Source organism: Granulosicoccus sp. 3-233, from assembly GCF_052681095.1.
This window is the reverse complement of sequence record NZ_JBQYLE010000001.1, coordinates 442,009-463,357: the sequence shown is the minus strand read 5'-3', so window position 1 is coordinate 463,357 and position 21,349 is coordinate 442,009. Positions and strand designations below refer to the sequence as shown.

The following is a 21,349-nucleotide window of genomic DNA, read 5'->3' as shown; positions in this document are numbered from 1 at the left end:
CGCAAAATTTAGTCTTGGGGGGGTACTAAAGCCCTTCTCTGTCCATTTTTTGCAGACGCTTTCTCGCCAGCACCGCTGCGGAACGCCCGGGATAGTCTTCCTGCACCCCGGTCAATATGGTTCTGGCCTGCAAATACTCACCTTGCTCGTACAAGGCAAACCCGATCTTCAACCTGGCGTCCGGAACCTTGGTACTGTCCGGAAAGGAATTCACCACGACACCGAAGTTGCGCAGGGCATCATCGAACTTGCGCTGGGCGTACATGGCCTCGCCCTGCCAGTACCAGGCATTGTCCGAATACGGACCATCGGGGTATTTCGTCAGGAAGTCATCGAACGAGGCAACAGCGCTGTCATTCTGACCGCGAGCCAGCAGGTCATAGGCGCGGGTGTAACCGGCTTTCTCGGCCTGGGTGGCCGTGTCACGCAAGGCACCGGTCGGCGGCCGCGGGCCATCGCCGAAGTCGGCATCATTGGCAAAGGGTACGGCAACACCATCCTCGGCCACGAATACCCCTGCCGGCTCACTGGCTGTCTCATCCAGACCGACACCGGCGGTTTCATCCAGCAGACCACTGCCCAGACCGTCTTCCCCGGCCAGCAGATCCAGAGAATCCCGCGCCTCTTCCAGATCGGTGATGCGACGGTCGGTGTCCGCGTACAGATCCGAATTGCGCCTGGTCAGGGTGTCGATCTCGTAGTTGAGACTTTCGATCTCGCCGCGCAAGCCGCGGATCTCCTGCTGCAGACTGTCGATACGCTGCAACTGCTCCAGCAGCGACTGATCCATGATCCGTTCGACCCGATCGAGGCGGCTGTCCAGATTGTTCAGTGTCGGCTTGTCCTGAGCCACGACTGCCGAACTTCCCAGCAGCAGGCAGGCAAGGGTCAGCCATCGCAATGTCACCGGCTGGCGATCACCCGCAGCCTGGCGGCCGTGAGCAGAAGCGGAAGTCTCAATGACAGTGCGTGAATCGAACATGGGAGTAGTAGTCCTTCATCCTGGGGTGGCAGGCGCCGAATCCGACATGAACCCGATGCCTGAACGCAACAGCTGACGATCAGTTCGGAATGGCGGATTCGTAGATGATGTTCACCCGCCGGTTCTTGGCCCAGGCATCGCTGTTGTGGCCATCATCCACGGGCAACTCCTCGCCATAGGAGACGGTACGAGTCTGGGCGGAACTGACACCCTGCAGCTGCAACATGCGGGCAATGGTCATCGCACGTCGCTCGCCAAGGCCAATGTTGTATTCGCGAGATCCACGCTCATCGGTATGCCCTTCCAGGCGTACCCGACCATCGGGATTCTGCGCCAGATAGCGACCATGCTGGGCCACGATATCCAGGAATTCGGGGCGCAGTTCGGCCTGATCGTAGTCGAAGTAGATGACCCGTTCCAGCGGTGCCCTGCCTGCAATGGAGTTGGGATCAACCTGGGTGATGTCCTGTACACCATCGATGGTGACCGGCTGCACGATGGCAGGCTCTCCGATGTCGGCCAGTTCCGGAGCGCGACTGGGGTTGGAACCACAGGCACTGAGCGCAAGCCCTGCCATGGCGATGATGAGGAGTTGAATTCTGGACATTGACATGCTCTCGTTTGAATCTGATTACTTGGAATACGGCGACCAGGCGGGTTCTCGAACCGATCCCCCGTCATCCAGTGACAGGCTCTGTACCACGCTACCATCGAGCGATACGGCGCCAAGCGTTCCACGCCCGTTCTTCTCCGTTGCATAGATGATCATCTGGCCATTGGGGGAAAAGCTCGGCGACTCGTCCAGAGTGCCTTGCGTCAGCGTCTGGAACAGTCCCGAGGAACGATCGATCATGCCGATCTGGAAGCCACTTCCAGCCCCGTGCACGAAGGCAATGGTGGAGCCATCGGGTGACACGGTTGCACTGGTATTGTAATTGCCATCGAAGGTCAGGCGGCTGGCTCGACCACCTCGAGCGGATACTTCATACAGCTGCGGCCCGCCGCTGCGGTCCGAGGTGAACACCAGATTCTCGTTGTCCAGCCACACCGGCTCGGTATCGATGGCATCGCTGTCGGTCACTCGGCGCAGCTGTCCGGAGTCGACCTGCAGGATATAGATATCCGGATTGCCTTCGAAGGAGAGGGTCACTGCCAGTCGCTCGCCATCGGGCGACCAGCTGGGTGCACCGTTGATGCCGGCCCGTGAAATGACCTTGATGCGGCTACCCTGCTCCCGATCCTGCACATAGATGGCCGATTGCGTGCGGTTCTCGAAGGAAACATAGGCGATTCGTATACCATCCGGCGCCCAGGCAGGCGAGAGAATCGGCCGTGGGGAGGTCAGCATGGCCTGCGGGTTTTCTCCATCGGCATCGGCAAGCTGCAACTGGTAGGTGCGATCACCCACAACGCCGGAAACCGACACGAAGGCGATCTGCGTATTGAAGGCTCCGGGGATACCCAGAATTTCCTCGTACACCTCATCGGAGATCTGGTGAGCGGCACTGCGCAGGGTCTGATCGGTGACCTGGAAGCTGAAGCCGGTCATCAGTGTCTGCTGCAGCACATCGTAGAGCTGGAATTCGACCACATAACCGGATGCCGGTCCTGGCTTGATGCCACCGATCAGCAGGAAGTCCGTGCCAGAGAGTCGCCAGTTGGCATATCGCGGAACATCCCCGCTGACCGGATTGGCGACAAGATCCTGACGGTTCAGGGGCGCAAAATTGCCGCTGCGCTGTAAATCGGCGTCGACAATGGCCGCGATGTCCTCCGGTGGCTCACCACTGCCCGTCCAGCCGAACGGCACGATGGCAATGGGAATGGCATTCTCGCCGCCCTGGGTGATTTCGATCTCGATGACCGCCTGCGCAGGGGCCACCAGTACCCCGAACAGCAGCAGGCTCGACAGAACACCGCCTGACAGCGCACGAGCGCCTTGCCTGAAGGCCGCCCGCGGTGATCGACAGGCGTCACCGGGGAGCGCATGGCGGATGGCAATGGCAGCCATGGCCACGGCATGGAGTTTCGACAGAATTTCGCTCATACGCGCTTTGAAATACAAATCACCAGTGTCCAAGGTTTGTCGTGCCACGTGGAATCCTAAACCATCCGCTCAACTTACACAGATAAGGGTAGTTCAATTGGTAATTAACCCCAAAAGACCGCAGAGCGGCAAGCATGGTTGCCGAATGTCGTTACCGTACCGTCAGTTGGGCCGGAAATAGAATCTCAGGCGCCGATCGAACAACTTCGGATCCGGTGCGGCCGGCAGGGGAGAGGCTGCCAGCACGGCGTTTTCGACGGATTTCCGCAAGGCGGCACTGCCGCCCTCACAGCTGTCGACGGTTACCTTCAGCACTTCACCTCCCACAGATTGCAATACGCTCACAGTGCAGTCCACCTGGCCGGTGGTGCCCGGTGGCTTGCGCCAGCTGCGCTCCACTCGTTGCCTGATGGAGTTGAAGTAGAGATTGCGCAGACGCAGAAGTTCCCGTTGCTGCTGTTGAGCCAATCTTGTATTTTCTTCTGCGGCTGCGGCCGCGATTCTTGCCGCCTCTTCCGCCAATTCGGCTTCCCGCGCAGCGGCCTCACGACGCGCCTGTTCCGCCTTGCGATCGGCTTCGGCCTGTGCTTCTGCCGCAATGCGTTCCTGCTCGGCCCTGGCCGCTGCAGCCTCCTCGGCGGCCACTCGTTCTGCCTCGGCCTGACGTTCAGCCTCGGCTTGCTCTTCGGCGGCGATACGCTCGGCTTCAGCCTGGCGCTCCGCTTCAGCCTGCTCCTCTGCGGCCACGCGTTGCGCTTCGGCCTCCTGCTCGGCTGCCACTCTTGCGGCTTCGGCCACGCGTGCCTCCTCCGCCACTCGTTCAGCCTCGGCTGCCTGCTCCGCAGCCAGTGCTTCGGCTGCAGCCGCCTCTTCAGCCACACGTTGTTCCTCTGCCTGGCGAGCCTGCTCCTCTTCGCGAGCCTGACGCTCTGCAGCCTCTTCCGCCAGACGCGCCTGCTCGGCCTGCGCGGCAGCCAGCTCTTCCTCCAGACGTTGCTTCTCGGCAGCCGCCTCTTCACGTTCCCGCTCGGCAGCTGCACGCCTCTCCGCCTCTTCGGCTGCCAGCCGCTCCTGTTCGATGCGCTCGCGTTCGGCCTTGGCCTCACTGGCAGCCTGCAAGGCCTCCTGGCGCTCCTGCTCGGCCAGTCGCGCTTCCTCTTCCAGACGCGCCTTTTCCTGTTCGGCAAGGCGAGCCTGCTCTTCCAGTCTGGCCTTCTCTTCAGCAGCCTGGCGTGCCTCTTCCTGCAGCTGCCGATTACGCTCCTCGGCATTGCGCTGCACTTCAGCCAATCGTTCCCGCTCGGCATCGGCCGTCTGGCGGGCCTCATCGATGCGCCGGGTTTCCTCCTCCAGCTGTTTCTGCGCAGCGCTGATTCTCTCTTCTTCCCGCAGCCGCTCCTGACGCAGACGTTCCAGAATGGCCTCGCGCTCCAGCACCTGGCGTTCGGTCAGGCTGGCTTCCTGCTGCCGCAGTGTCTCCAGCTCGGCCTGCTCCTTCTCCGCGCGAGCTCGCTGCAACTCGCGCTGCCGTTCCAGCTCGGTGGCCTGATCCTGCAGGGCCTCGATACGCTGTTTTTCCTCCTCGGACGCTTCTCGCTGCTGTTCGGTCAGCTCTTCGGCCTCCTTCAGGCGCGCTTCGGCAGCGGCACGGGCCTCTTCCAGCGCGGCTACCGTGGATTCGAGCGCCTGCTGCTCTTCCAGCGCCTGCTGCGCCTGGCGTTCTTCGAGCTCCTGCAGACGCTGCACTTCAGCCTGAATATCCGCCTCACTGACCGCAACGGCTTGAATGGGTGCCTCGTCGGTCAGATCGAGACCGGCAGATGCAGGCTCCTTGTTGATCTGAATGACCAGCGCAGCGACGAGCACTGCGTGCAGCAGCACGGACAGGATAATGGCGAGCGGATAGCGGCGGATAAGCTCGAGCATTGGCGTCAGCCCGAACGGTGCAGCCGCGACTGCGTTGCCATCGGGGAAATAACAGGCTGTTCAGCGTGCGGCATGTTCATGATGAGTGTTGGCTACCGCTCCGGATCCGACATCAAACCGATTTCAGGCGCACCCGACAATTGCAGGGTCACCATTGCTTGCATGATCTGACCATAGTCTATGGCGGCGTCTCCTGCCACCAGTACGCGCCGGTCGGGGTTGAGCCGCAAGACCGCACTGGCCAGACGTTGCACTTCCTCACGCGCCAGCGGCTGATCCGGTGTCTCGCCGACGTTCAGATACCACTCACCCTGGCTGTTGACTGACAGGATCAGTGGCTCCTGAGCCTCACCCGCATCGGCAATGGGTGTTGCCGCCGCATCCGGCAGGTCGATTTCCACACCGGTCTGCAGCAGAGGCGCGGTGATCATGAATATCACCAGCAACACCAGCATGACATCGATGTAGGGCACCACATTGATCTCGGCAACCAGCCGCCGCTTGCGGCGATCGGCACGAATGGGGCGAACCGCTCTCACTAGGACTGTTCCGCATCACCGCCAAAGCGGCGGATGGCCTGGCGCTGCAGTACCGTCGAGAACTCTTCGGCAAAGTTCTCATAGCGATTGAGCAGGCGATCCACTTCGTTGGCAAAGCGGTTATAGAACAATACTGCAGGTATCGCGGCAAACAGGCCGACAGCCGTGGCAATCAGCGCTTCGGCAATACCCGGCGCGACCATGGCCAGAGTGGCCTGCTGCACATTACCCAGGGCGGTAAACGAGTTCATGATGCCCCATACCGTACCAAACAGACCGATGTAAGGGCTGATGGAGCCCACTGTCGCCAGAAACGGCAAGTGGTGTTCGATGATGTCGGCCTCGCGGGACACGGCAATGCGCATGGCCCGACCGGAACCGTCCATGATGACTTCCTCATTGTCGGTCTTGCGTCGCAACCGACCGAACTCGGAGAATCCGGCTTCGAAGATGCGCTCCATGCCATCCAGCGTACCGCGACGCATGGTCAGCTTGGAGTAGGTACCGGAGATATCCGAAGATCCCCAGAAATCCTGTTCGAAATCCTCGGCCAACCGCCGGGCGCGCCGCAACTGGCGGGACTTGCCCAGGATCAGAGCCCATGACAGCACCGACGCCATCACAAGGATGACCAGAACCCCTTGCACGATCGGGCTTGCAGCCAGAACCAGATGCAGGATAGACATGTCAGAATTCACGGGAAATGGCCTCTCTGATCTCGTTGGGAATGGCACAGGCTGCGAGCGAATCGGCATTCACGCAGACCAGGCCGATGGTGGATGACGTCAGCAGCGTCTCGCCACGCATGACGCTCTGCTCGCATACCACACTGGCGGAACGCATGGTCTTCAGACTGGCAGTCACCGTCAGCTGATCGTTGAAGCGCGCAGGTGCCAGATAGTCGATCTGCACCGAACGCACGACAAACAGACGCCTCTTCTCGTTCTGCCAGACATCCAGTTCGATTCCACTTGCCCTGAGCCACTCGGTACGCGCCCTCTCCATGAAACGCAGGTAGTTGGCGTAATACACGATGCCACCGGCATCGGTATCTTCGATGTAAACCCGAATCGGGATTGAAAATTGCGACATGCGAAAGTATTGCAGAGAAAAGTTGTAAATTACAGCGATCGGGCAGCTTACAGCCATGAACGGCCGGCAACCGTGCCGCTACACGGCAACTTCGGCAGCGCTGCTGCGCGACTATACCGGAATCCGGTCAGGCCGCCGATCATTCAGGGGGGCAGTTACGCGATTCGCCATCAGCTATCGCTGGTGGAGGGTAGCTGCAGACCGAAATGGCGATAGGTATGGGGTGTTACCACCCGGCCACGCGGCGTGCGCATCAACAAGCCCTGCTGAATCAGATACGGCTCGACCACCTCTTCCAGTGTGCCGGTCTCTTCCGACAGGGCGGCTCCCAGATTGTCGACCCCGACAGGCCCGCCGCCGAACTTGTGAATGATGGCATTCAGCAGCCGCCGGTCCATGTTGTCCAGGCCGAGGCGATCAACATTCAGCAGATTCAGGGCACTGTCCGCCGTTTCCGCATTGACCGTACCGTCGGCCCGCACGTCGGCATAATCCCGCACGCGCCGAAGCAGACGATTGGCTATACGCGGAGTGCCACGAGAGCGACGGGCAATCTCGATGCAGCCCTGCTCGTCAATCGGTACCTCCAGCAGACGCGCCGAACGGGCGACGATACCCGCCAGATCCGCCACTTCGTAGAATTCCAGCCGCTGCACGATGCCGAAACGGTCACGCAGCGGGGAGCTGAGCAGGCCGGCGCGTGTGGTGGCCCCCACCAGGGTGAAGGGCGGCAGGTCGATCTTGAACGAACGGGCACTGACACCTTCGCCGGTCATGATGTCGATCTGGTAGTCCTCCATGGCCGGGTACAGCACCTCCTCCACCAGGGCGCTCATGCGATGGATCTCGTCGATGAACAGCACATCATTGGCTTCCAGATTGGTCAGGATGGCCGCCAGGTCGCCGGGGCGTTCCAGCACCGGGCCGGAAGTATGCAGAATGCGCACATCCAGCTCGTTGGCAATGATATTGGCCAGCGTGGTCTTGCCCAGACCAGGCGGCCCGAACACCAGCACATGATCCAGCGCTTCGCTGCGCATCTTCGCCGCCGAGATGAACAGATCCATCTGCTCGGCCACGGCGCGCTGCCCGTGATAGTCAGCCAGCAGCTTGGGCCGCATGGCCCGTTCCTGCGCATCTTCCTGGTGTGCATCGGCTGTGATCAGTCGTTCAGGATCGGCCATATCGGGTACTCCGGTGATCGTGCCGTGAAAAAGTCGCTTCTTCGCGCTCGGATGTTACGCAGATGCCACATCGTCGCGGTGCCTGCCGGGCGTTCGACATCTAGCGCGCTGCGCCTCGCAGCGCCGCCCGAATCATCTGCTCAACGCTCTGTCCCGTCTCGCTGTTCTTGTCGAGCAGGCGATTGGCTTCTGCCGGCTTGTACCCCAGCGCCACCAGCGCCTCTTCGGCCTGTTCGCGTGCCGAGGGATCGTTGTCCAGCGGCAAAGTGCCACTGGGTACGGCGCTGCCAACGCCCAGCGCATCGACCTTGTCCTGCAACTCCACCAGCAGCCGTTCCGCCGTCTTCTTGCCGATGCCCGGCACGCATACCAGTGCGGAGACATCCTTGCTGGCGATGCAGGACAGGAATTCATCGGTACTCAGCCCGGAGAGAATGGCCAGTGCCACCTTGGCTCCCACACCATTGACCTTCAGCAGAGCCCGGAACAGCAGTCGCTCGGTACGACTGCCGAACCCATAGAGCAATTGGGCATCCTCGCGTACCACCAGGTGTGTGAACAGGGCAACCGCCTCACCCTGAGCCGGCAGTGCATAGAAGGTCGACATGGGCACATCCACTTCATAGCCCACACCCTGCACATCCACCAGCAGCGAGGGTGGATTCTTTTCCAGCAGCACCCCTGTCAGCCGACCAATCATCGCCTCAAACCTCTTCCTCGAACTCGTTTTCTCTGTGGCAGCAGTACCTCTCCACCGGGGGTCTTGCGTGAATGCGCATGACAGATGGCAATGGCCAGTCCATCGGCCGCGTCCACCTGCACGGTTGACACGATGTGCAGCAGAGCCCTGACCATGGTCTGCACCTGTTTCTTGTCGGCAGCACCAGAACCCGTAACCACTTTCTTGACCAGTCGTGGTGCGTATTCAGACACCGTCAACTGCCGCGAGACGGCGGCAGTGATGGCCGCACCCCGCGCCTGCCCCAGCTTCAGCGCCGACATCGCGTTGTTGCTGAGAAACACCTGCTCGATGGCCACTTCCTGCGGCTGCCATTCGGTGATGATGTCGCCCAGCGCCGAATGGATATGACCGAGCCGCTCGGCGAAGGAGTCTCCCTTGACGCGAATATGTCCATGCGTCAGGTGAAAACTGCGAGCCCCGTCCGATTCGATCAGGCCATAACCGGTGATGACCGAGCCGGGATCGATTCCCAGAACCCGCACAAGCCCATTGCCACGGGGGCTACTCACAGGCGATGGCTGCCCAGTGGCATCAGCTGGACGCGCCGTCACCGTAGGACTCGGGCGGAATGTCGGCATTGGTGTAGACATCCTGCACGTCGTCCAGATCTTCCAGCGCATCGATCAGCTTGATCAGTTTCTCGCCCTGCTCCACGTCCAGTTCCACTTCGGTGGCCGCGCGCATCGTGACTTCGGAGTGCTCGGGCACCAGTTCGGCTGCCACCAGCGCTTCCTTGACGTCCATGAACACCTCTTCGGTGGTCAGCACATCGATGGACCCATCGTCATTGCTGATGATGTCATCGGCACCCGCTTCCAGCGCCGCTTCCATGATCATGTCTTCGTCCGTGCCAGCGGGGTAATTGAGGATGCCCTGCTTTTCGAACAGGTAGGACACCGAACCCTGAGTCCCCATGTTGCCACCGTACTTGGTGAAAGCGTGCTTGACTTCGGAGACGGTCCGGTTGCGATTGTCTGTCATGGTGTCGACCATGATGGCCACGCCGTTCACGCCATAGCCTTCGTAGCGATTTTCCTCATAGGACACATCATCAAGCTCGCCCGCGCCTTTCTTGATGGCGCGTTCGATGGTGTCCTTGGTCATGTTGCCGCTCAGGGCCTTGTCCACCGCCAGGCGCAAGCGCGGGTTGGACCCCAGATCGGAACCGCCCATCCTGGCCGCAATGTTGATCTCGCGGATGAACTTGGTGAACAACTTGCCGCGCTTGGCGTCTTGCTTACCCTTGCGATGCTGGATATTGGCCCATTTACTATGTCCGGCCATTGACTGCCTCTTGTTGGATGTAATTCATGATGTAAGTCGCCTATTGTCGCGCATTTGACCCCCTGTTGACCAACCGTGACACCCGAAAAGCACATCACGGTAGCCAATGCCGGGACAAAGACGGCTTCAGCGGGCAGAAACCGACAAGGCTCCTGTTGTCACCATGACTGTAGCGGACTACTCACGAAACCGCCCCAGGCTCAGAAACCTGGCCACGTAGTCGGTACATTCGCGGGAAAAGATCATGGTGGAATGCGACAACGGCAGACGCACCCGGTCAGTGGCATTGTCGATCAGCGTCTCGCTCTCGCGTACCACGCCATCACTGTCATCGCCACTGGGATACAGCAGGGCACTGATACCCAGATTGCCGCTACCGGTGATGATGCCCAGCGGCCGTTTGCCCGAGAATTCGGGTGCGCCACCCAGCAGCCCCTTTTCGATGCTGCGTCCCAGCAGAGGTCGCAGTGCCGGGGTGTCATAGACGCGCCGCGCGACATAGCTGCCGCGCACCGGTGAGCCGATCAGCACCACCTTGTCGATATCGATTTCCGGATAGCGATGCAGCAGGTGCAGAATCACGATGCCTCCCAGACTGTGGCCGACCAGATTGACGCGACGTGCCCCCAGCTCGCCGATCTCCCGGTACAGGGAATCGGCATTCTCTTCCGGGGTGTTCTTCAGAAAATCATAGCTGACCGAATGCGTGCGAAAACCGCGAGCCTCCAGCATCTTGCCCATGACCCGCATCATCACACCCTGCATCCAGATACCGTGCACCAGCACGGTGACCTGATCGGGTGCCGGCATTACACGTCGCGCCATGACGTTCAACCTTCCGCCTTGAGAATGGCCTGCAGTGCTGCACGATTCGTGCGCGAGGAGACCCTGGCAATGGCCTCGACCAGCGGCAACCAGCAATAATCGCCATGCTCGTTCGGATCCAGCACCACCTGGCAACGCGCTGGCAGCTGCACACTGAATTCGTGCTCCAGATTCTCGGTGACGCCAGGCGCATAACGCCTGCGCCAGGCCGCAGCGATCGGAAAGCTTCGACTGGTGGCATGGTCGTTCACGACGGCCACGATACCGGTCTCTTCGGCCAGCTCGCGAACGGCTGCCTCTGCCGGTGTTTCACCAGGCTCCAGACTGCCCGTGACGGATTGCCAGAAATCCGCCGGATTCTGGCGACGGATCAGCAGCACCTCCAGATCCGTGGTGTAGACCACCACCAGAACGGACTCCGGGCGTTTGAACAGGGAACTCACCGCCTCCTTGCCCCCGGGGAGGGAGCCCGTCGCGGCCTCCCTCGGATTCCTTGCAGAATCGCCGTCCCGCGCAATTGCAAGAACATTGTCGGCACGGCCCTTGCCGACACCATCCTTGCCTTGCACCGATGGCCGGGAGTCATCAGACCCCCGGTCAGAACCGGTGGGTCTATCCGGCATCGGGCGTGGTGCTGGCACGAGCACGGGTGCGCAGGTGCAGATCCTTCATCTGCTGATCCGACACGGCACTGGGTGCACTGGTCAGCAGACAGCTGGCGCTTTGCGTTTTCGGGAAGGCCATGACGTCACGGATGCTCTCCGCATCGCACATCAGCATGACCAGGCGATCCAGACCGAAGGCGATACCACCGTGTGGTGGTGCGCCGTACTTCAGGGCATCGAGCAGGAAGCCGAACTTGTCGGTGGCCTCCTGTTCGCCGATTCCCAGTACATCGAGGGCTTTCTGCTGCATCTCGGTGTTGTGGATACGGATGGAGCCACCACCCAATTCGGTACCGTTGAGCACCATGTCATAAGCGCGTGACAGCACCTTGCCCGGGTCCTCATCCAGCTGCGCCTGCCATTCTTCAATGGTATCGGCCGATGGCGAGGTGAAGGGATGATGCAGTGCCTGCCAGCGCTTTTCACGCTCGTCGAATTCGAACATCGGAAAGTCCACGACCCACAAGGGGCGCCAGGCGTCTTCGACCATGTCCAGTTTCTTTGCCACTTCAATGCGCAAGGCGCCCAATGCCGCCTCGACCACCTCTGTCTTGTCGGCGCCGAAGAAGATCAGATCGCCATCGACCGCTCCGGTGCGCTCGATGATGGCCGTCAGCACGTCTGCCGGGAAGAACTTGACGATGGGTGACTGCAGCCCCTCAGCGCCCTTGGCGATGTCATTGCACTTGATGTAGGCCAGACCCTTTGCCCCGTAACGACCGACGAAGTCGGTAAAGCCATCGATTTCCTTGCGCGTGAGCTTGTTGCCACCGGGCACGCGCAACGCAGCCACTCGCCCCTTGGGGTTCTTTGCCGGCTCGGCAAAGACCTTGAAGTCCACGCCTTCCACCAGATCGGACAACTCGGTCAGCACCAGGGGGATGCGCAGATCCGGTTTGTCGGAACCGTAGACGGACATGGCTTCGGCATAGCTCATGCGCGGGAAGTCCTCGCCGTTGCCCAGATCGACATCCAGCACGTCCTTGAACAGCACTTTCATCATGTTCTCCATCGACCCCATGATGGTGTCCTCGTCGATGAAGGACATCTCGATATCCAGTTGCGAGAACTCGGGCTGGCGATCAGCGCGCAGATCCTCGTCGCGGAAGCAGCGAGCCACCTGGTAGTAGCGATCGATGCCACCCATCATCAGCAGCTGCTTGAACAGCTGTGGGGACTGCGGCAGCGCATAGAACTCACCCGGGTGGTTGCGGCTGGGTACCAGATAGTCGCGGGCACCTTCGGGTGTGGCGCGCGTCAGCATCGGGGTTTCCACTTCGATGAAGCCATCGTCTTCCAGCGCATTGCGCAGCTGACGAATGACGCGAGCGCGCAGACGCAGGCGTTCCTGCATTTCGGGCCGACGCATGTCGATGTAACGGTAACGCAGCCGGTTTTCCTCGGAGACATTGTTGTCATCGAGCTGGAACGGCGGTGTGGCAGCCCGATTCAGAATCTCCAACTCGTAACCCAGTACTTCGATCTCACCGGTTGTCATGTCCGGATTGATGGTGCCTTCGGGGCGATGGCGGACCTTGCCGGTGATGCGCAGCACGAATTCGTTGCGAACCTCTTCGGCAAAGGCGAAGGTCTCGGCTCGATCAGGGTCGAAGACGACCTGCACCAGACCGGTGTGGTCTCGCAGATCGATGAAGATCACCCCACCATGGTCTCGCCGACGATGGACCCAACCGCAGAAAGTGACGGTCGAATCGAGTTGTTCCAGGGTAATAGCCCCACAGGGGTGAGTGCGCATGAAGACCTCAACGGGCAAAAGCCGCAATTGTAAAGTAGTTATCTGCTGCGCGAACAGCGATAATCCACCCTCCTATCATTTGTTTGCGGATCATTCATGCCCCAGTATCACGTCTATGGCGTCGGAAATGCACTAGTGGACCTCGAATACGAGGTGCCCGACAGCCTCCTCGGCGAACTGAACATCGACAAGGGGCTCATGACCCTGATCGAGGAAGAACGCCATCATCAGCTTCTGGAAAAGCTGTCCGACCTGCACTCTCGACCCTGTGGCGGTGGATCGGCCGCCAATACCATCACCGCGACCGCCCAGCTCGGCTCCTCCACCTATTATTCCTGCAAGGTCGCCGACGATGTAACCGGCGCCTATTTTCTCGACGACCTGACAGCCAATGGTGTCAGAACGAATCTGGATCGGGATTCCCTCGCGCATGGCCACACCGGCAAATGCATCGTGATGGTGACTCCCGATGCCGAACGCAGCATGAACACCTTTCTGGGTATCACGCGCGAGATCAGCGTCGACGAACTGGACGAGAATGCCATCCGCGATTCACGGTATGTGTACATCGAGGGTTACCTGGTGCCGGAGACCAACGCCCGCGCAGCTGCCGTCAAGGCACGTCAGGTGGCCCAGGCCAGCGGTGTCAGGACTTCCCTGACCCTGTCGGATGCCAACATGGTGAACTTCTTCAAGGACGGCCTGCAGGAGATCATCGGCGATGGGCTGGACATGGTGTTCAGCAACGAGGAGGAAGCCCGGCTGATGTTCGGCGCCTCCAACGTCGAGGAATGTCTGGAAGGGATGAAGAGCATCAGTCACCAGTTCGCGATGACGCGAGGCCCGAAGGGCGCCATGGTGTATGACGGTGAGAAGCTCTTCGACATTCCGGCGAAGAAAGTCCACGCTGTCGACACCAACGGTGCCGGTGATATCTACGCGGGTGCATTCCTGCATGGACTGACGAACGGTATGGCCTTCGCCGATTGTGGTGAACTGGCAGGTTATGCGGCCACCATGCTGGTACAGCAGATGGGCGCTCGCCTGACCCGCGAACAGATGACAGAGGTTGCCAAGCGCTTTGCCTAATCTACCTGCCCTGCCGCGCGGTTGTCCGCTCTCCCTGACCCTGATCGTCATCAATATCGGCCTGTATCTGGCGCAGATGTCGACCGGCAACCTCATCACCAATTCGGGTCTGTTGTATGGTCCTGCCGTTCAGGGAGGACAATGGTGGCGCTTGTTCAGTTCCGGCTTCCTGCATGGCAGCTTGCTGCATGTCGGCTTCAACATGTATCTGCTGTTCATGCTGGGGCCCCACCTGGAACGCGCCTACGGCAGTCTGCGCTTTGCACTGATGTATGCCGGCTCTCTGGTCGGTGGTGCACTGGGTGTCATGGCCTTTGCCTGGGATCAGCCGACTCTGGGCGCCTCCGGCGCGGTTCTCGGACTGGCGGGTGCCATGGGCATTGCCCTGCATGAACGAGGTATCGGCTTGCGCCAGTCTCCGGTATTTGGTCTGGTGGTTTTGAACCTGGCCCTACCCCTGCTGGTGCCCGGAATTTCCTTCTCGGGACACTTCGGTGGTGTGCTGGCCGGCATACTGCTCGGCTACCTGCTGGTCTGGCTACCCGCGCGCTCCCATGGTGCATCGACCGGAAACACACTGTCCATCGGTGCGGCCGCGGTGGCCCTGCTGATTGCGCTGACCGTCATGGCGGCCACCCTGGGCGGGGTTGTATCACTGGGCTGAGGTGCCCGAGCGTGTCGACGAATCCGTTGGTCCGGCTCCTCGACACGGTTCGGCTCCTCAGTATGAGGCCAGTGCCCGGCAGTGTGCCGAGCCCTGGCGTCAGCTGGCGGCTTCGTACAGCGGCATGACCCGGGCCGCATAATCGGTCAAGTCCTTGATGCGTGTTTCATTGGAGGGGTGAGTCGACAGGAACTCCGGACCGCTCTTGCCGCCCGAGGCCTTGGCCATCTTCTCCCACACGGAAATGGCAGCGCGCGGATCGTAACCGGCTCGTGCCATCAGTTCGACACCCATGCGATCCGACTCGGTTTCATGCAGCCGACTGTTGGGCAGGCCTCGCAGATAGGTGTAGACCTGATCGGCTACCGCCTGAGTGGTCTCACCGGTTGATGTGGCCGCGCTGAGTATCTGCAACACCACCGCCTTGTTGGCCTGTTCCGAGGCACGTTCGCGTGAATGCTCGCGCAGTGCATGAGAGATCTCGTGTCCCATGATGGCGGCTATCTCGGCGTCGGTCAGCTGCAGCTGTTCGATGATGCCCGAATAGAAGGCGATCTTGCCACCCGGCATCGCCCAGGCATTGAGCTGGTCCGACTCGATGACATTGACTTCCCAGTTCCAGTCAACGGCATCCTCACGAAACGTGCCTACCGTCAGAATCAGCCGATTGGCCACGGCTCGTACCCGGCGCGTCATGGCAGCATTCGCATTCAGATTGCCTTCCTGCTGTGCTTCTCCGATGATCTGGGCATAGGAGGCAATCGCGCCCTGTTCCAGTTCTTCTTCAGACACCAGTATCGACATCTTCTGCACACGGTCCAGGCCGATGGCGCCGGACTTGGTGGTTTGCACGCTGACACAGGCGTTGAGTAACAGGGAGGTAACGACAACGGGAATTAGGCGACGAAGTTGCATGCTTGTCCTTTCTTGATCCGAGCGGATGGTTCGTTTTGTCTGTAGCGGCAACTGTAGCACCGCACTTGTCTGAAGGATGCTCGAACCCCGTAATACACATTTGCACTCGAATAGCGCATCGCGGTCTTTATCAGAGCGCCAACTCAATGTTACCCTTCGGCTAACCTCAAGGAGCACGGCACGCATGGCCGACAAGCAGACAGTTTCCAACGAAGCATTGCTGACTCACCAAGCCCTGATAGCGGCGATACTCGAGGCGCTTCCCAGATCCCTCGATGCCACCCAGAAGGCGCAGCTGGCAGAGTTCGTTCCCGCTTACTTCAAGCATGTTCCCACCGACGAACTGGCACAACTCGGGATCGACGACCTGGCCGGTACCGCACTGGCCCACTGGCAACTGGCGCGCACCCAGAGCGTCGAGAAACAGCGCCACATCGTCTTCAACCCCGCCTTCGATAGCCATGGTTGGCATTCGGCCCATACCGTCATCCAGATCGTGGCCTGCGACCAGGCCTGGCTAGTCTCTTCCCTGCATGCTGGCCTCGACCGGCAGGGGCATACCGTTCACCGCATCATTCACCCCATTCTGAATGTAGTCAGAGACGATCAGGGACAATGGCAGGGACTGTCGGAGAATGACAACTCTGACGCTGCCCACAAGGAATCCCTGATCCATATCGAGATCGATGCCATTACCGAGAATGATCAGCCTGCCATTCGTCAATTGATTGACGACGTGTTCGAGGTGCTGGCACTGATTCGTCATGATGCCGACGACATCCGCCATCAATTGCACGGCATTGCCGATCGGGTGCAGGACAGCGAGCAGGCCGAATTCGTACGATGGCTGGACGAACGCCAGTTTGCTTGCCTGGGATATGCCCGCATACAGGCTGATGACAACTTCAGCGCACTGCATGAAGCATTGGGTGTGTTGCGCGGCAATGATGGCGTGGAAGCCTGGAGTACCCACGACCTGATGCCTGACGGGCTCAACAGCCAGACACTGGACCAGGCCTTCGCCGATGATGCTCCCGTGGTCTGCAAGGCCGGTCATGTCTCACCGGTCATCCGCAATGAACCGGCGGATCTCATCATGCATGCACAGCGTGACAGCCAGGGACAGCTGACTCATGTCAACTGCATTGTCGGCGTCTTCATCAGCGGCTTGCAGAACGAGGCAGTCAGCAACATTCCATGGATGCGCGAACGCGTCGAACGAGTCATCAGTGCCTCAGGTACCACGGCCGAATCCCACGATGGCAAGGCCATTGCCGCTACCCTGCGAGGCTTGCCACGAGCCATGCTGATGCAGACTCGCAGCAATGAACTGCTGAAGATGGCCAGCGGCATCGTTGCCCTGCAGGAGCGCCAGCAGGTCAGACTGTTCAACTCGACCGATTCTCTCGGCCGCTTCAGCAACTGTCTGGTCTACATTCCACGCGATGGCTACAGCCGCGATCTGCGCCTGACCATCGAACAGATACTGGCAACGCATATCGACGGCATCAGCGTCGGCTTCGACACTCGCTTCTCATCCGAATCGGCCCTGGCCCGACTGCACTTCGTCATCCAGAAAAACCCGCCGTATCTGCGCGATATCGACTGGAACGCCATCGAACAGCGCATACGTCAGGCCGCCATCACCTGGACGGACCGACTCGAATCCACGCTGCGCGAGAATCACGACGAAGTGACAGCCATGCGTCTGTTGCGACGCTACGCCACGGCCTTCCCATCCAGCTATCGCGAAGACTATTCCGCCAGGGCTGCCGCTGCCGATATCGACTTCATCGAGACCAGTGTGCCCGAGGATGCACCGGTGATGAGCTTCTACCGGCATATCGTGGCCGATAGCGGCACCATCAACTTCAAGCTGTTTTCCAAGCATCAGCCGGTATCCCTGTCCGATGTCATTCCGGTCATCGAGAACATGGGTCTGCGCGTGGAATCGGAACATCCTTTCGAAATCCGCCGCCATGAAGCGCCAATGGTCTGGATTCACGAATTCACGGTGAAACAGACGGTGCCGCAATCGGGCGCCAATGACAGCGTCAGCGTCGATGATTCAGCCAGGCGCATACAGACCGCCTTCGATCACATCTGGCGCGGCGATGTCGAGAACGATGGTTTCAACCGCCTGATGCTCGACGCCACGCTCGATTGGCGACAAGTCGTGATCCTGCGGGCACTGTGCAAATATCTGCTGCAGATCAATGTGCCCTTCTCCCAGAGCTACATGATCGACAGTCTGATTGCCAATGCAAAGATCACCCGCCTGCTGGTGGAACTGTTCGAAACGCGATTCAAACCGGGTGGCAGCGGCACGCTGACTCACGAGGCCACGACCCTGCTCGATCAGATCGATGTCGAGCTGGACAATATCGTCAGTCTCGACGAAGACCGCATTCTGCGCGCCTACCGCAACGTCATTCTGGCCACGCTGCGCACCAATGCCTACCGCACCGACGAGAACGGTGCACTGCGGGAGTACCTGTCGTTCAAGCTGGACTCCAAGGCGGTGCCGGACTTGCCATTGCCACGTCCCATGGTGGAAGTGTTCGTCTATTCATCCAAGGTGGAAGGCATTCATCTACGTGGTGGTCCGGTGGCACGTGGTGGTTTGCGCTGGTCAGACAGACGAGAAGACTACCGCACGGAAGTACTCGGCCTGATGAAGGCGCAGATGGTCAAGAACGCGGTCATCGTACCGGTCGGCTCCAAGGGGGGATTCTACGTCAAGGCGGCGTTGCCGCCAGAGCGTGAAGCCATGATGGAAATCGTCGTCGATTGCTATCGCACCTTCCTCAGCGGCCTGCTGGATATCACCGACAATCTGGACGGGTCCAAAGTCCTGCCACCACCGGACGTAGTGCGCTACGATGGTGATGACCCTTATCTGGTGGTGGCCGCCGACAAGGGCACGGCCACCTTCTCCGACTATGCCAACGCCGTGGCCATCAAGTATGGATTCTGGCTGGGCGATGCCTTCGCCTCGGGCGGCTCTGTCGGTTACGACCACAAGAAGATGGGCATCACGGCCCGCGGCGCCTGGGAATCGGTCAAGCGACATTTCCGCAATCTCGGCGTCAATACCCAACAGGATGAGTTCACTGCCGTGGGGATCGGCGACATGGCAGGCGATGTGTTCGGCAACGGCATGCTGCTGTCACCGCACCTGAAACTGGTCGCGGCCTTCAATCACATGCATATCTTCATCGATCCGGATCCGGACGCTGCCGCGACCTTTGCCGAGCGGCAACGTCTGTTCAACCTGCCACGCTCCAGCTGGACAGACTACAACAGCGATCTGATCTCGCGCGGCGGCGGCATCTTCTCGCGTCAGGCCAAGCAGATTCAGTTGTCACCCGAGGCGCAACAGGTGCTCGGTACAGAGCAAAGCAGCCTGACACCCACCGCACTGATATCGGTCATCCTCCAGGCACCGGTCGACCTGCTCTGGAACGGGGGCATCGGCACCTATGTGAAGGCCGTGACCGAAACCCATGCCGATGCAGCCGACCGGGCCAACGATGGCCTGCGTGTCAATGGCGGACAACTGCGAGCGCGAGTGGTCGGTGAAGGCGGCAATCTCGGCTTCACGCAGCGGGGTCGTATCGAGTTCGCCCAGAAAGGTGGGCTCATCTACACCGATGCCATCGACAACTCGGCCGGCGTCGATTGCTCTGACCATGAGGTCAACATCAAGATCCTGGCCAATGCCGTTGTCGCCAGTGATGACATGACCCTCAAGCAGCGCGACCAGTTGCTGGAGTCCATGACCGATGATGTCGCCCTGCATGTGCTGCGAGACAACTATCTGCAGACCCAGTGCATCGATCTGTGCGTGGTTGACGGCCCTCAGGCCCTGACCGAACAGTCCCGCTTCATGCAGCACCTGGAGTCCATCGGACGCCTGGATCGCACCATCGAATACCTGCCGGAGGCCGAGGAAATCGCGGATCGCCTGGCCAATGAACGCGGCCTGGTTCGTCCCGAACTGGCCGTGCTGGTCTCCTACAGCAAGATGGTCATGTTCGATGAACTGATGGCAGCGGACTTTGCGGCCGACCCTTCACTCGAGACTGTGCTGCTGGACTACTTTCCCACCGCCCTGCGAGAGGGTCAGCGGGAACAGGTGCTGCAACATCGCCTGCGACCGGAAATCATTGCCACCGTTGTGACCAATGATGTAGTCAACCGGCTGGGCCCCACCTTCGCCTTTCGCATGCAGGTGGAACTCAACGCCACCACGGCCGATGTGGGCGCCGCCTTCGTCATCGTCAAGCACATCTTCCGCCTGCCGGAACTGTGGGATTCCATCGAAGCCCTGGACAACCGGATCGATGCAGCGGAGCAGTACCGCATGCAGATTCTCGTCAGGGGCCTGGTGGAACGCGCCACCCACTGGCTGATTCGCACTCGCAAGACCGGCAGCAACATTCATGGCCAGGTCGAGCATTTCCGCTCGGGTCTGGATGAACTGGTGGAAGCCATGCCCGACTGCCTGTCCAGCGCCGAGCAGGAAACGCTGGAACAGCGCATCAGCCACTTCGTCGAAGCCGGTGCCCCTGCCGAGACCGCGGCCGCCGTGGCCCGGGTCGTACCGCTGTCCTCCTCGCTGGACATCGTCGAGATTGCACGCTCACTCAAGCAACCGGTGCCCGACGTCGCCTCCGTCTACTTCGCCCTCGGGCAGCACCTGGAGCTGAGCTGGCTGCGGGAACGGATCGGCAATCTGATCGTGACCTCCCATTGGCACAAGCTGGCTACTGCCGAGCTGCGCGGCGACCTGCACTATCAGCAGCGGCATCTGTGTGCCGAAGTGGTGAGTGTGACCGATGCCACCCTGCCTGCGGCAGAACGGGTTGCCGGCTGGGCCAGGCAGCACGCCACGGCAACGGCCCAATACGAAACCCTGATGACGGAACTGAAGGCCAGCTCATCGGTCGATTTCGCCATGCTGTCACTGGCTGTCAATGAAGTTCACCGTCTGCTGCGCTCGGACAGGCCTCTGGCCAGCTGATCACGAGCTGACAGCGCGTGTTCGACGCGCTGTCAGCAATCGCACCGTCTGTGCCAGCAAACCGATGACGTGTGATGAAGCGGGGTCGGATCCCACAACCTGACTGCCTTGAATGGTTGCGCAGCCCGCCGGGTTTTGCGGTGAACGGGAATCCGCATGTTCTGCTCTGACTTTCGAGCTGCCACCTACTCATGGTATAAGCCTGTCTTCCATCCGATTCAGATACAAACCGGAGCCATTCAGCTTGCCCATTGAAAATATCGTCCTGATACTGTTGATCGGTATCGTGTTCGGCACCATTGCCGGCGTCTTGCTGCGCAGCCGCGGTGTGGTTTTCATCGTCAACATGCTGCTGGGCATCATCGGTGCCGCACTGGGTGCCTTTTTCCCTTTCCTGATCGGCCAGGCACCGGCCTTGAGCAGCAATTTCGACTACCTCATCAGAGCTCTGTTCGGGGCCTTCATACTGGTGGTGATTGCCAGTCTGTTTCGCTCAGCCAAGCCCAGGGGCTTCGAATAGCGTTTCTGCGATTGCCAGCGCATACCCGGCGCTCGACAGGCGGGCTGATCCCCGGCGTCGAACAGCCCCCCATCTGACTTCCAGCGGACACTA

Annotated in this window: 19 protein-coding genes; 4 read left to right on the top strand and 15 right to left on the bottom strand. The window is 60.3% G+C overall.

The genetic code is table 11. The features are described from left to right. Positions 1-25: 25 nt before the first annotated feature. The 14 genes from ybgF to aspS all read right to left on the bottom strand — a co-directional run bounded on the left by ybgF (position 26) and on the right by aspS (position 13,042). Positions 26-982 (bottom strand): tol-pal system protein YbgF, encoded by a 957-nt coding sequence (ybgF, locus tag ACUNV4_RS02085; protein ID WP_430876827.1) that lies wholly within the window; start codon positions 980-982, stop codon positions 26-28. Positions 983-1,061: 79 nt separating this feature from the next. After that, positions 1,062-1,589 (bottom strand): peptidoglycan-associated lipoprotein Pal, encoded by a 528-nt coding sequence (pal, locus tag ACUNV4_RS02080; RefSeq protein WP_430876826.1) that lies wholly within the window; start codon positions 1,587-1,589, stop codon positions 1,062-1,064. Positions 1,590-1,613: 24 nt separating this feature from the next. Then, positions 1,614-3,029, bottom strand: a complete 1,416-nt coding sequence (gene tolB, locus ACUNV4_RS02075) for a Tol-Pal system beta propeller repeat protein TolB (RefSeq protein ID WP_430876825.1) — start codon at positions 3,027-3,029, stop codon at positions 1,614-1,616. A 162-nt stretch (positions 3,030-3,191) separates the two neighbouring features. Next, on the bottom strand, positions 3,192-4,955 hold the full coding sequence (gene tolA / locus ACUNV4_RS02070) for a cell envelope integrity protein TolA (RefSeq protein ID WP_430876824.1): 1,764 nt from the start codon (positions 4,953-4,955) through the stop codon (positions 3,192-3,194). A gap of 92 nt (positions 4,956-5,047) precedes the next feature. Beyond that, a complete protein-coding gene (tolR, locus tag ACUNV4_RS02065) occupies positions 5,048-5,494 on the bottom strand; it encodes a protein TolR (protein ID WP_430876823.1) in 447 nt (148 codons plus the stop codon). Further along, positions 5,494-6,192 carry a protein TolQ gene (gene tolQ / locus ACUNV4_RS02060; protein ID WP_430876822.1) on the bottom strand — a complete coding sequence of 233 codons (699 nt, stop codon included), beginning with the start codon at positions 6,190-6,192 and terminating at the stop codon, positions 5,494-5,496. The genes tolR and tolQ overlap by 1 nt, the downstream gene beginning before the upstream one ends. Beyond that, positions 6,182-6,586: a tol-pal system-associated acyl-CoA thioesterase gene (ybgC, locus tag ACUNV4_RS02055; RefSeq protein ID WP_430876821.1), complete on the bottom strand. Its 405-nt coding sequence runs from the start codon at positions 6,584-6,586 to the stop codon at positions 6,182-6,184. The genes tolQ and ybgC overlap by 11 nt, the downstream gene beginning before the upstream one ends. Positions 6,587-6,756: 170 nt before the next feature. Then, entirely contained in the window at positions 6,757-7,770 is a 1,014-nt protein-coding gene (ruvB, locus tag ACUNV4_RS02050) for a Holliday junction branch migration DNA helicase RuvB (protein ID WP_430876820.1), read from the bottom strand. A 100-nt stretch (positions 7,771-7,870) separates the two neighbouring features. Next, a complete protein-coding gene (gene ruvA / locus ACUNV4_RS02045) occupies positions 7,871-8,470 on the bottom strand; it encodes a Holliday junction branch migration protein RuvA (RefSeq protein ID WP_430876819.1) in 600 nt (199 codons plus the stop codon). Next, complete coding sequence (gene ruvC, locus ACUNV4_RS02040) at positions 8,467-9,021, bottom strand: crossover junction endodeoxyribonuclease RuvC (RefSeq protein ID WP_430876818.1); 555 nt, start codon at positions 9,019-9,021, stop codon at positions 8,467-8,469. The genes ruvA and ruvC overlap by 4 nt, the downstream gene beginning before the upstream one ends. Positions 9,022-9,043: 22 nt before the next feature. Further along, on the bottom strand, positions 9,044-9,796 hold the full coding sequence (locus ACUNV4_RS02035) for a YebC/PmpR family DNA-binding transcriptional regulator (protein WP_430876817.1): 753 nt from the start codon (positions 9,794-9,796) through the stop codon (positions 9,044-9,046). A gap of 177 nt (positions 9,797-9,973) precedes the next feature. After that, entirely contained in the window at positions 9,974-10,621 is a 648-nt protein-coding gene (locus tag ACUNV4_RS02030) for an esterase/lipase family protein (RefSeq protein ID WP_430876816.1), read from the bottom strand. A gap of 5 nt (positions 10,622-10,626) precedes the next feature. Continuing rightward, the gene (gene nudB / locus ACUNV4_RS02025; RefSeq protein WP_430876815.1) at positions 10,627-11,244 is read right to left on the bottom strand and encodes a dihydroneopterin triphosphate diphosphatase; all 618 of its coding nucleotides are present in this window, start codon (positions 11,242-11,244) and stop codon (positions 10,627-10,629) included. Then, positions 11,234-13,042, bottom strand: a complete 1,809-nt coding sequence (aspS, locus tag ACUNV4_RS02020; protein ID WP_430876814.1) for an aspartate--tRNA ligase — start codon at positions 13,040-13,042, stop codon at positions 11,234-11,236. Before aspS ends, nudB begins: the two co-directional genes overlap by 11 nt. 96 nt (positions 13,043-13,138) lie before the next feature. On the opposite strand from aspS, the gene ACUNV4_RS02015 reads away from it, so the two are divergent. Both ACUNV4_RS02015 and ACUNV4_RS02010 read left to right on the top strand, forming a co-directional pair. Then, complete coding sequence (locus tag ACUNV4_RS02015) at positions 13,139-14,131, top strand: adenosine kinase (RefSeq protein WP_430876813.1); 993 nt, start codon at positions 13,139-13,141, stop codon at positions 14,129-14,131. After that, complete coding sequence (locus tag ACUNV4_RS02010) at positions 14,124-14,795, top strand: rhomboid family intramembrane serine protease (protein WP_430876812.1); 672 nt, start codon at positions 14,124-14,126, stop codon at positions 14,793-14,795. The genes ACUNV4_RS02015 and ACUNV4_RS02010 overlap by 8 nt, the downstream gene beginning before the upstream one ends. A 99-nt stretch (positions 14,796-14,894) precedes the next feature. Here ACUNV4_RS02010 and ACUNV4_RS02005 read toward each other — a convergent pair whose 3' ends face one another. Further along, positions 14,895-15,710, bottom strand: a complete 816-nt coding sequence (locus ACUNV4_RS02005) for a M48 family metallopeptidase (protein ID WP_430876811.1) — start codon at positions 15,708-15,710, stop codon at positions 14,895-14,897. Positions 15,711-15,894: 184 nt separating this feature from the next. On the opposite strand from ACUNV4_RS02005, the gene ACUNV4_RS02000 reads away from it, so the two are divergent. Then, positions 15,895-20,736 (top strand): NAD-glutamate dehydrogenase, encoded by a 4,842-nt coding sequence (locus tag ACUNV4_RS02000; RefSeq protein WP_430876810.1) that lies wholly within the window; start codon positions 15,895-15,897, stop codon positions 20,734-20,736. 244 nt (positions 20,737-20,980) lie between these two features. Beyond that, positions 20,981-21,256 carry a GlsB/YeaQ/YmgE family stress response membrane protein gene (locus ACUNV4_RS01995; protein WP_430876809.1) on the top strand — a complete coding sequence of 92 codons (276 nt, stop codon included), beginning with the start codon at positions 20,981-20,983 and terminating at the stop codon, positions 21,254-21,256. Positions 21,257-21,349 lie beyond the last annotated feature (93 nt).